8 protein-coding genes and 1 pseudogene are annotated in these 11,331 nt (G+C 62.4%); 6 read left to right on the top strand and 3 right to left on the bottom strand.

What is annotated here, in order from left to right; genetic code table 11:
* Window positions 1–95 precede the first annotated feature (95 nt).
* Complete coding sequence (locus tag E3U26_RS03320) at window positions 96–335, top strand: FitA-like ribbon-helix-helix domain-containing protein (protein ID WP_018000085.1); 240 nt, start codon at window positions 96–98, stop codon at window positions 333–335.
* A complete protein-coding gene (locus E3U26_RS03325; protein ID WP_499105446.1) occupies window positions 332–766 on the top strand; it encodes a type II toxin-antitoxin system VapC family toxin in 435 nt (144 codons plus the stop codon). Before E3U26_RS03320 ends, E3U26_RS03325 begins: the two co-directional genes overlap by 4 nt.
* Here E3U26_RS03325 and E3U26_RS03330 read toward each other — a convergent pair.
* On the bottom strand, window positions 754–1,470 hold the full coding sequence (locus E3U26_RS03330; protein WP_062563252.1) for an RNA polymerase sigma factor: 717 nt from the start codon (window positions 1,468–1,470) through the stop codon (window positions 754–756). The two genes, E3U26_RS03325 and E3U26_RS03330, sit on opposite strands and share 13 nt — an antisense overlap.
* A gap of 421 nt (window positions 1,471–1,891) precedes the next feature.
* Window positions 1,892–4,054 carry a hypothetical protein gene (locus E3U26_RS03335; protein ID WP_418024613.1) on the bottom strand — a complete coding sequence of 721 codons (2,163 nt, stop codon included), beginning with the start codon at window positions 4,052–4,054 and terminating at the stop codon, window positions 1,892–1,894.
* A gap of 331 nt (window positions 4,055–4,385) precedes the next feature.
* Here E3U26_RS03335 and E3U26_RS03340 point away from each other — a divergent pair.
* From E3U26_RS03340 to E3U26_RS03355, 4 genes and pseudogenes are all read left to right on the top strand, one after another.
* Window positions 4,386–4,839: pseudogene (locus E3U26_RS03340) on the top strand (DUF2924 domain-containing protein).
* On the top strand, window positions 4,836–6,161 hold the full coding sequence (locus E3U26_RS03345; RefSeq protein WP_499105447.1) for a recombinase family protein: 1,326 nt from the start codon (window positions 4,836–4,838) through the stop codon (window positions 6,159–6,161). The pseudogene E3U26_RS03340 and the gene E3U26_RS03345 overlap by 4 nt, the downstream one beginning before the upstream one ends.
* Complete coding sequence (locus E3U26_RS03350) at window positions 6,158–6,532, top strand: hypothetical protein (RefSeq protein ID WP_499105448.1); 375 nt, start codon at window positions 6,158–6,160, stop codon at window positions 6,530–6,532. The genes E3U26_RS03345 and E3U26_RS03350 overlap by 4 nt, the downstream gene beginning before the upstream one ends.
* A 60-nt stretch (window positions 6,533–6,592) precedes the next feature.
* A protein-coding gene (locus tag E3U26_RS03355) for an IS3 family transposase (protein WP_499105449.1) occupies window positions 6,593–7,782 on the top strand; the annotation gives its coding sequence in 2 pieces (ribosomal slippage) (window positions 6,593–6,845 and window positions 6,845–7,782; 1,191 coding nt in all).
* 37 nt (window positions 7,783–7,819) lie between these two features.
* On the opposite strand, the gene E3U26_RS03360 is transcribed toward E3U26_RS03355, so the two are convergent.
* Complete coding sequence (locus tag E3U26_RS03360) at window positions 7,820–11,326, bottom strand: type ISP restriction/modification enzyme (RefSeq protein WP_499105450.1); 3,507 nt, start codon at window positions 11,324–11,326, stop codon at window positions 7,820–7,822.
* Window positions 11,327–11,331 lie beyond the last annotated feature (5 nt).

Below are 11,331 nucleotides of genomic sequence, written 5' to 3' on the forward strand. Positions count from 1 at the left end.
TGTTCAAAAGCCAACCGCGAACGTCGATCGGGACATTGAAGACGGGATTATTTGTGATATCTATCTAGCGAAGTGATATCGAAGGAGGCGGACCAATGGCCCAGATCGTTGTGCGTCAGATCCCGGAAGAGGTGCATCGTGCGCTGAAGGCGCAGGCCGCCGCGCATGGTCGCAGCGCCGAGGCTGAGTTGCGCGAGATCATTGCCCGCGCGGTGCTGCCGCAGTCGCGCCCGCGCGCGGGTGATCTGATGCGCAGTATCTGGTCCGGCGCCGAGACGGACGACCTTTCGGTCGAACGCGACCGGACGCCCGCGGAGCCGGCCGGTTTCGAATGATCATCCTCGACACCAATGTCGTCTCGGAGACGATGAAGCCGGCGCCAGAGCCGCGGGTGATCGACTGGCTCAACCGGCAAGAGTTGACCACCCTGCACCTGACCACCATCAGCCTGGCCGAGTTGCGGTTCGGCATTGCATGCCTGGACGCTGGGCGGCGTCGGGACGATCTTGACGCGCGGCTCGAGCGGATGCTGACGGAGGTCTTTCCCGGCAGGGTCCTGGGGTTCGACGAGGCCGCTGCCAGTGCCTTCGGAGTATTGATGGCAACGGCGCGCCGGCAGGGACAGGCCGTGAGTTTTGCCGATGGCGCGATTGCTGCCATTGCCGCGGCACAGGGCTATCCCGTCGCCAGCCGCGACACCGCGCCCTTCGCCGCCATGGGCGTGGAGGTGGTGGATCCGTGGCACGAGGCGGCTCAAGGCCGGTAATGGCCTCGCAGGCGCGCAGCGGCGCGTTGATAACGTTTCCGCGCCGCCCCATCGGACAGGCGGAGCGCGCTTGCCATCTCGATCTGATTTAAGCCGTCCACCGCGACGCCAAGGACCAGATCGGCATCTGACCCGATTACCGCCGACAGATCAGCCCGCAATTCCGCCCGCATCCGGGCCCGTTCCGCCCATGACGGCGGCGCGGCAATCCAGTCGGGTTCTACCTCCGCGCAAGATTGCTGGCGGTCGATCTCGCGTCGATGGGCGCGCAACAGATCGCGTTCGGTGTTCATCAGCACGGTGGCGGCGATATTGGTGACGCGACCGAGATCAAGGGTCCGGATGATTTCCGTGCTGCGGGCCAGGAGGTCGGAGCTGATCTCGTCAGCAGTGCCGACACGACGACGCAGGCAGCGGTTGCGGATCGCATCGAGCCCCGGCCACAGGGAAAGCAGCATGACGTGCAGGGCCAATCCCGCGGGACGATCGCGGCCTTGTGACCTGCGCACGAGGGCGGCGAGAATGGCGTTTCGCCCATCGAAATCGAGATGCCCATGATGCAGGGCGCCGAGCAGCCCGACGATATCGGCGTAAGGCCGAAGCGACGGTTCGGCCGACCGGACGGCACGATAATCGCGTTGAGATTGCAGGGTCGACGACGAACGGGCGAGATCCTCGCGGATCGCGAACCAGGAGAAAGACACGGGACGCCAGCCTTCCGGCCGGGCGTCCAGCGCCTCTCTCGGGCCTCAGGGCGTCGTGCGCCTCTGATGATCGGGAAATTCAGGGGAACGGCGCGGCTTAACGCGCCGGTCCCTTCGTCTGGCTCATGGTCCCGCAGCGCCGGCAGGTCGCCGTGGCGGGATAGCTGAACAGATATTCGTGACCGCGCGCGAAGCTCACATGCATCAGGCCGTCGCGGTGGATGCCAAGCAGTGCGCCGCAGCAGCAACGCCAGTCATTTCCGAACCTGCGGGGCGTACGGTCCAGTGTGCGGCGCACCGCGGCAACATGGGAGAGATGGGTCGGCATTTGAAATGCTCCGTCGTTGAAGGAGCAACTCAAATGAAACAGCGAATCGCAGTTAGTCAGAGCCCCTGAACGCAGTTGGAGCGCAGTTGGCGGTCAGACCGCGATCTCCCATTGTCCGCGCTTCGGAGAGCGCATGAAGCCAGCCTTCAGCTTGTCCCACAATGGCTGGCCAAAAATGCTGCTGAGGGATTGCCCCCCGAACCCTGCGATCATGTCCTCGGTCTTCATGGGCGTCGGATATGCCTGTACCAGTCGATCGATGACCGTGACGCGATTTTCCCCCACAATGTCGATCGTGCCTCGGCCTGGTACGCTCAGCACCCCGGCGCCGGTGCCCGACTTGTGGAACTCGACAGCCGCCCCACCTTGGGCCAACGACCGGTTCCGACGAAATGCTGCCGTCAGGCTTGTCAGATCGACAGCAAATTCGGCTCCCTCCGGCAGGATATGGTCGGCGAGTCTGGCGAGCACATTTGCCGCCAGGCAGACGCCGGCCACGTCGCCCGCCTGCAGGACGAGCCCGATCCCCTGTTTGTCACGCGCGCGAAGCTCGGTGTCGATGGCGGCGCGGACCCGTTCGTCCTCGAGTCGGCGCGCGAGATAGAGCGGCACATCACGCCCGTCGATTTCGAGTGCGCCGAGCGCGATGAGGTCGGGCCGGATGTTCTCCATCGCTGTGATGTCCAGCGCCTTGCCAAGCTGCTCGCGTAGGTGGCTGGCGACCCATCCGTCTCGAATCCGATAGACACGGTAACGCTCAGGCAGCGCGGCCGACGATGACTGGCCGTCGCTCGAGTGAAGCTCGAGTCCTTCAGGACGCTCCACGACCTTTGCCACATGTTCCCCGAAATCGTCTTCTTCGTCGATCAGGTCGTCACCCTCCCAACCTGAGGGGACCAGGAACCCGAGATCGAGCAGGGTTTTGACGTCTACCCCCCGCTCATGAAGCCAGGCACCGTTTATCCGGTCAGATGCCAGGTTCCACAAAGCCAGCAATGCAGGCAGCACCGCCGTGCTCTCTCTGGGCGTCGGTGCGCGACCATCACGCAATATGCCCCAATGGCGGAGCAAGCGGTGACCGAGGACGCGCTCGAACGGATCATCCAGGCTCAGCAGGCTCGTGGTGTTTCGATCCGTCAGGGTAAAGTCCAGCGTGCGCTCGCCGTCCACGCCCGCCCGCCGGTATTGAACAGCAATTTCCACGAACCGCATCGCGAGGGCATTGCGAAATATCCTCTCAAGGCCCGGCTGATCGCTGATCAGCTGGCCTATGTCTTCATCCAGGGACGTCGAGACCGACAGCCTGTTGGCGAGGTTTCCGATACTGATGTCCGCGCGGATCACGCGAGCTCGCAGGATGCTTGCGTCGTCGAACTCGGGGAGTCCCAGATCGAACCCGTTAAAGAACCGCGCGATGTCGTAGGCCTGAAAATCGACAGGTTGTTGCGAGGGCTCTTGCTCGAGGACCGTTCTGATGAAGCTCTCGGCCGCGTCATGGCGAAGCTTTCGGGTCCCAGCACGGACATGCACGCGTCCGGTACTCGGGGTGTGCACGATCATGATTTCCCCTGGTGGGCGGAAATACATTGTCGTGCGCTGCCCGTCGTCGTGGAGTTCCCGCACACTGGTGGGGGCTTCCGGGTGAACCACAAGGTACATGACCTCGGCGGGCACATCGCCGTCCTGGGGAATAGCGAACCGGTCGACTTCATACCCGTCGCCCCGATCGAGCCTATCCCGCAGATCGTCCAGCAAGGTGTCCAGCGCTGATGAGGCGACATCAGCCGCGCCGTCTTCCACAGGCGCGACCATGAACGTCTGGTAGTGGCGGTCATAGCGGCGATAGAGCCGCAGATGCAGGGTGTTCTCGGCCGCCTCGAACAACATCGGCTCCTTGAGATAAGCCCACAAGCTGCGCGCCAGCGCGTCGCGCTGCCCCTCGAACTCGCGCTTCTGCTCTGTCGTCAGTTTGGAGCGAACCAGTCCGTCGAGCGCGAACTGGCCGCGATCTGACGACATGGTGACGATGCGGGCCGCTTCGGTTTCGAGCGGTGACAGCTTCTCTTTGCGCTGCTCGCGCAGCATGGCGGCGGCCGGCACGTTCCCGTCCGTTTCATCCGGATCGAAGTAGTAATCGACCAGCCAGGTCAGTTTGTCGAAAACCCGCATTTGCAGGAACGCGGCGATCATCGACGCCTCAGCATCGCCGAACAGGCGGAACAGGGCGGGGCAGGACTTGGCAGGCGCTCGAACCATGCAGGTCTCCATGATCAGAGTTTGCCAAGGCTAACCCGAGAGAGGAAAAAGGCAAAATAATCTTGTGCCCGCTGTCCCGATCCTCCGGGACGGGTGGCTTTTCCTCAGGAGAAGCAACCGGGCTGATCCTGATGAAACGACCCAATCCCCTGTCCCCCATGCTGATGACCCCGGCCGAGCGCCGCGCCGAACTGTGCAGGCTGCTGGCGCTCGGGCTGGGTCGGCTGCGCACGCGGGAGACAGTAGAAGAATCTGACTACACTGGAGAAAGTTGCCTACACTATCCGCCCGACCAATGCCGTCATGCAACTCCGACGCCCCGGAGAAATGCATGAACAAGTCCGATCCCATCCTCGCGCGCCTGGCCGCGCTCAAGACCACACCGACGCCTGACTTGAAGCAACAGTGGCGCGACCTGTTCGACAGCGAGCCGCCGCCGTTCAACCGCCGCTACCTTGAATCCCGCCTGGCCTACCGCATTCAGGAACTCGCCTATGGCGGGCTGAAGCCCGAGACGATCCGGCGGCTTGAGCGGCTAGGCGAAGAACTGGACGGCGGCGATCGATCCAAGCGCGGCATCCGCGCCCATCGCGACCGCCCGATCACCGGTACGCGGCTCCTGCGCGAATGGCAGGGCGTCGAGCATCGTCACCGTCACCGCCGATGGCTTCGAATGGCAGGGGCGGCCGTACAAGTCGCTGTCCGCCATCGCACGGGCCATCACCGGCACGCGCTGGAACGGCTGGGTCTTCTTCGGGCTCAAGAACCACAGGGGGCGGAAGTGACGAAGCCGCCCGACAAATCGAAACTTGTCCGCAAGCTGCGCGGTGCGGTCTACACCCGGAAATCCTCCGAGGAAGGGCTGGAGCAGGAGTTCAACTCGCTCCACGCCCAGCGTGAGGCCTGCGAGGCATACATCGCCAGCCAGCGGTCCGAGGGTTGGGTGCTGGTCCGCGATCAGTATGACGACGGCGGCATCTCGGGCGGCACGCTGGAACGGCCCGGACTGAAGCGGCTGCTGGAGGACATCGAGGACGGGCTGGTCGACGTGGTGGTGGTTTACAAGATCGACCGTCTCAGCCGCTCGCTCGCCGACTTCGCCAAGCTGGTGGAAGTGTTCGATCGCAACGGGGTGACCTTCGTCTCGGTGACGCAGTCGTTCAACACGACTACATCGATGGGGCGGCTGACGCTGAACATCCTGCTGTCCTTCGCCCAGTTCGAGCGCGAAGTGACGGCCGAACGCATCCGCGACAAGGTCGCTGCGAGCAGAAAGAAAGGCATGTGGATGGGCGGCGTCCCGCCCTACGGCTACCGGGTGGAGAACCGGAAGATGCTGGTCGACGAGGACACCGCCGCGCATGTGCGCTGGATCTTCGCGCGCTTCCTCGAGATCGGGTCCTGCACGGCACTGGCGCGAGAGGTCAGCGCACGCGGCATCCGGACGCCCCGCGGCAACCGGATCGACAAGAAGTACCTTTATCGGATGCTGAACAACCGCTCCTATATCGGGGAGGCGGTTCACAAGGGCGAGAGCTACCCGGGCGAGCACGACGCGATCATCGACCGCGAGACGTGGGACAAGGTTCACACCATCCTGCAGGAGAGCCCTCGGAAACGCGCTGCCCGCACCCGCGCCGACACGCCCGCGCTGCTGAAGGGGCTGCTGTTCGGGCCGGACGGCGCGGCGTTCTCGCCGACCCACACCCGCAAGGGCGACAAGCTCTACCGCTACTACGTCAGCCAGACCGTGCTGAAGCATGGCGCCGGATCATGCCCTGTCGGCCGCGTACCAGCCGGCGAGGTCGAGGCCGCCGTGATCGACCAGCTGCGCGCAGTCTTCCGCCAGCCCGAGATCGTTGCGGGGACGTGGAAGGCGGCGCGCGCCCACGCCGACGACATCACCGAATCTGACGCCCGCGCGGCCCTGCAGAAACTGGACCCGCTGTGGGACGAACTCTTTCCAGCCGAACAGGCGCGCATCGTGGCTCTGCTGGTCGAGCGTGTCGACATAGGCACGGACGGGCTCAACGTCGGGCTCCGCGTCGACGGACTCAGCAGCCTCGCTCGCGAGATGCTGGCCGGGGGCATCGGAGAAGCGGCGTGACCCGCGCGACGCCGATCCCCCAGACGGTGACGCTGCACGTGCCGTTCCGCGTCGTGAAGCGCGGCGGGCGCAAGGAAATGCACCTGCCCGATGGCGCCCGGCCAGACCGCAAGGCGGACAACACGCTGGTCAAGGCGCTGGCCCGCGCCTTCCGCTGGAAGCGGATGCTCGAGTCGGGTGAGTTCGCCACCATTGGCGAACTGGCCGAGCGCGAGGGGATCGCGCCGTCCTACATGACCCGCGTCCTGCGGCTGACGCTGCTCGCGCCCGACATCGCTGAGGCGATCCTGGACGGGACGCAGGGGCCGGAGGTGACGCTGGCGCGGGTGCTGGAGCCGTTTCCCTTGGACTGGGAGGCGCAGCGGTGGTGACCTGCCACGGGATTTTTCCTCCAGATGCGATTAGAGTCCGGCCCAACTTGAGGACGGACAATGAAGCGAACGAGATTTACGGACGAGCAGATCATCAGCATCCTGGCCGAGCATGAGGCCGGTGCGAAGTGTGCCGATCTGTGCCGCAAGCACGGCATGTCGGAAGGCACCTTTTACAACTGGAAGGCCAAGTTCGGCGGCATGACCGTGTCGGAGGCGAAGCGGCTAAAGGCGCTCGAGGACGAGAACGCGAAGCTGAAGAAGCTGCTGGCCGAACAGATGCTCGACCTGGCGGCAATGAAGGACCTGGTTTCAAAAAAGTGGTAGGGCCCGCCGTGAAGCGCGAATCCGTCGCATATCTGCAGGCTGAGCACGGCCTGTCGGAACGACGGGCCTGCCTCATCGCCGGTGCGGATCGGAAGATGATCCGCTATCAGTCACAACGCCCGCCCGACACGGAATTGCGTGGGCGGCTGCGAGAGCTCGCCAATGAGCGCCGTCGGTTCGGCTATCGGCGACTCTTCATCCTGTTGCGACGCGAGGGGGAGCCTTCCGGGATCAATCGGGTCTACCGTTTGTATCGCGAGGAAGGGTTGACGGTGCGCAAACGGAAGGCTCGGCGCAAAGCCATCGGGACACGGGCGCCGATCCTGGTCGAGGCGCGGCCCAATGCACGCTGGTCGCTGGATTTCGTCCATGACCAGTTCGATTGCGGGCGAAGATTCCGGGTGCTGAACATCGTCGATGACGTGACCCGGGAATGTTTGGCGGCAATCCCCGACACGTCGATTTCAGGCCGAAGGGTGGCACGGGAGTTGACCGCGCTGATCGAACGGCGTGGTCGACCCGGTATGATCGTATCCGACAACGGAACAGAGCTGACCTCGAATGCCATTCTGAAGTGGTGCGTCGAGCACGGGATCGAGTGGCATTACATCGCGCCGGGCAAACCCATGCAGAATGGCTTCGTGGAAAGTTTCAATGGGCGGATGCGGGACGAGTTGCTCAATGAGACCATGTTCCGCAATCTGGCTCACGCTCGCGTCGTAATCGCGGCTTGGGTGACCGACTACAACACCGAACGCCCGCATTCGGCCTTGGCTTACCAGACCCCAGTCGACTATGCGCGCACCCTGACCACCGCAATCGCCCGCCCCGCTGCGCGAGATGAAAGCTCCGCGCGTCGGGCGATTGCTCAATCCGCGCCGATTGGCGTAAATAGCAACCGGGCTCCAGTTGCCGCTGGATGAAAGTTCAGGGGCAGGTCAGTTTCAGCGGTTTGTCCCATCAGTCGGCCACCTTGAACGCACCCGGCCAGCCGCCGTATTTTTCGATCACCGCGTCGATCTCGGCCATCAGGCGCCTGGTTTCGGTCAGGGCGACGACGACGCGGCGGTAGTGCAGGATGTCTTCGTCGGTCAGAACCCGGCCCAGGCTGGGCTTCTTGCCACCCTTTCCCGCGCGATCCTTCAGCCACTTCTCGCACACCTGATAGCCACCGACATGGAACTCCCATGTGGCTTTCGGCACGTCCTCGAACCAGCGGGAACCGTTGATCATCACCTTGCCGTTCTCGTACTTGGGATACCCCTTCTCGACCCGTGCTTCTCCGGTTCCTGCGAAGCGGATACCGGGCGTTTCGAGGATTGGCGCTTCGTCCGGGCGCAGGAGGTGCAGGGAAACAAGCTTTCGCCCCAGCATCACGAGGTCGGCGAAGGTAACGCGATCCCTGGGCGTTGGGATGCGCGGGAAGTCGGACTTCAGGAACTCGGCATAGCGGGTACGATAGCCGGGGCTGTGCAGCACGGCATAGACATAGTCAAACAGGTCGCGGGGCCCGAAGGTCTTCTGCAGATCGCCACGACCGTCCCATGGGGTGTCGAGCAAGCCAAGCTGTTCGGATTTCGGGCGCTGGAAGTCTGGGCCTAAGCTCTTCTGCTCGCCTCGAGGGATGCCGTCCTCGTAGGTCAGGCCGAGACCTTTGCCGAACCTTAGTGCCCAGGGTCGGTCAATGTTGGGGCGACGCTGACGCTCTCCGGCGGAAGGCTTGAGCCAAAGGGGGAAGAGGTAGTTTATCTCCTTGGTTTTGTTTGATATTGATGTGCTTTCTATCACTTGATCCGCGATAAAGACGTTCGCCCAGACACCCCCTGACTGTGATCTTTGCCGGGTGGAGATGATGCCGACATTCGACTGGCCTCGCATATGTCGCATAACTCGGTCCCGAAGATGCACAGCAACATGCGAGTTGAATACCGTCCACCTCTTGTCGAAGGGACGATATGAAACTGGGCCCAGTTCCTTCTTCCAGTCGCAGGACTTCAAAATCTTCTTTGCAGTGGAGTAACTCCACTGATTTTGCGTACAAAGCTGAAAGCGCAGCCGCGCGGCTTCCTCATCTGGAGTTGCGACGAGCCACTCCACCTTTTCTATTTGTTCCTCTTCGGTGAACGAAATTGCGTACTCATCATGAGTTGTCACGATCCCCGGCGCAGGATCTCCATTTTCTCCGAACCCGCTTGGCAGTCCTTGAAAAGCTTGCCACTCCGATTTCAAATCAGCATCAACAGCAAAGAAGAAGCATTCAGGCGGAAGTATGGGACACTTATAACTACCAGAAATTCTAGATTTTTCATCAATTAGGTAGTCCAGCTTCCACTCAACCGAGCCGTATAGATCGTCGCGCCATAGCTGCTGCTCGCCCGAAAAACCATTGAGCTTGACAGCTTGCGTGATTGAAACGCCCTGAGCGACCCCTTCAAAAACACCGCCATCAGCGGACCCATCTGGCGCTTTGTCTTTCTTCTTGACGTTCCCGTGCAGATCAAGAGCGCGAATTTGGCCGAAGCTTTCCTTCAATTTCGACCGCATCCCCTTGAAGGTCGGATTGTCGTAGAAGGAATGGTTGGTGATGAAGCCCAGAACCCCAAAGCCGGTGCGATCCAGCTTATACTGGGCCAGCCGGATGAACTTCACATAGTCGTCCTGCAACCACTTGCCCTGGCCGGGCTTCAGCAACTCGGGCCAGTCCTTCTTGTAGTCGTGAACGAGGCTGACGATCTCAGGAATGTTGTTGTTCTTCGAATGCCCGGCGTAGGGCGGGTTACCGACCACCACGGTGAAAGGGGTCTTTGCCTTCGCTTCGTTGGCAGCCTGCGCCTCATGCGCCAGCGCCTCGGACATGAAGATGAACTCCATATCCAGATCGCGCGCCGGTTCCAGCGCATTGGTCAAGAAGATGCGCGCCCGCTCTTCCGAGCCGAACGTATAGCCGGTTTCGGAAAGCCTCAGCCCCACCTTCATATGCGCGATGGTATAGGGCGCCATCATCAGTTCGAAGGCCGTCAGTCGCGGCAACAGATGCACGGGGACATAGGCGTTCCAGGAGGCCTTGATCTCGGCCGCCGATTTCCCCTGCCCCTTCCAGTGCTGTTCCATCCGCTTGTGGATCAGATCGATCACCTCGACCAGAAAAGTGCCGGTGCCGGTGGCCGGATCGAGGATCTGGACGAAGGGCGCGTCGGGCTTGACATGCGCAGGGATGGTGATGCGGTCATTTCGCGCCGCGACCTCGGCCCATGTGCTGGTGTCGGCCAACCCTAGGGGCAGATCGAACTCGGTGCGCAGGATTTCGTCTACGCCGCGGACGATGAAGTTCACCACGGGGCGCGGGGTGTAGAAGACGCCGCGCTGCATCCGCTTCTTCGGATCGTACTCCTTCAGGAACAGCTCATAGAAGTGGATGACCGGGTCTTCCTTTGGGTTCCGGTCGCCGAAGTCACGCAGGACCGCCTCCATGTTCGCGGCATTGAGCACGTCGACGACATCCCGGATTCCCAGCTCATCGAAGTCCAGACCCGTCCGCTTGTCGCGCCCTCCGATCTTGAGGAAGTTGCCGAAAAGCTCCTTCAGGAAGGGGTTTGTCTTCGGCACCATGTCGGCCAGGTTGTCGGCGATGATGCCCACGGGTCGCGAAATCCGCGCCGCCAGCATGCCGTAGGCGATGGTCTGGGCGAACATGTCGGCGAAACCATCATCGTCCAGGTCATGGATTAGGTTCTTGCGGAATGCCGCCTGCATCGTGGTCATGGGACCAGTGTCGTCTTCGGCCTTCAGCAGCTGGTTGACCCGGGCCCGGATGTCCGACGCAAGCTCGGCCAAGCGCGTGGCCAGTTCCTTGGAGGTCCTGATCGTCTCGTTCAGGCCCAGCTCGAACGCAGATGCCCAGGTTGCGCGCCATTGTGACGTGTCGTCGGGATCATCCGGCCAGATCAGCTTATCGCGCAGCAGCTTCGCCACGTACTCGTTGTGGAGGCGCGTATCCTGCGCGTTCCAGCCCAGCACCTTCATCACCGGCAAGTCCCCTGCCGTCTTACCGTCTGAGAAGTGGATGAAGGCCAGCTCGCGCGCGCCCGATTTCCCAAAGCTCGCCGCGAATATGAGGTCGCTCTTGTCCCACGCTCGGCGCTCAGCCGTTTGCGCCCCTGAGCGCTTTTTCACCACCAGCGCCTTGAGGATACGGCGCAGAACAGTGACAGGGATTGCCTTGTTCTCCATCGAAATGAAGAAGATACCCCAGGGCTGGTTGGTCGCCAGCGGGCGCAGCTGATGGATTTCGCGAATACTGGCGGTCTCGTCCTTCTTCAGGCCAAGCTCGCTGGCCTCGTATTCGAAGACGACATCATCAAAGCCGTAATCCTCGCCGATCGGCCATTCCAGCTTATCGCGCAAAAGCTCGACCAACTGCTCGAAGTTCGACACCCTGTCGAGATCGGCGGCACTCACGTTACCCATCAGAC

The organism is Paracoccus ferrooxidans, from assembly GCF_029909815.1.
In the GTDB taxonomy this organism is placed as follows: domain Bacteria; phylum Pseudomonadota; class Alphaproteobacteria; order Rhodobacterales; family Rhodobacteraceae; genus Paracoccus; species Paracoccus versutus.

Coding starts and splice junctions, on each gene's coding strand:
- E3U26_RS03320 (WP_018000085.1), top strand. CDS start 96: ATGGCCCAGATCGTTGTGCGTCAGATCCCGGAAGAGGTGCATCGTGCG.
- E3U26_RS03325 (WP_499105446.1), top strand. CDS start 332: ATGATCATCCTCGACACCAATGTCGTCTCGGAGACGATGAAGCCGGCG.
- E3U26_RS03335 (WP_418024613.1), bottom strand. CDS start 4,054: ATGGTTCGAGCGCCTGCCAAGTCCTGCCCCGCCCTGTTCCGCCTGTTC.
- E3U26_RS03360 (WP_499105450.1), bottom strand. CDS start 11,326: ATGGGTAACGTGAGTGCCGCCGATCTCGACAGGGTGTCGAACTTCGAG.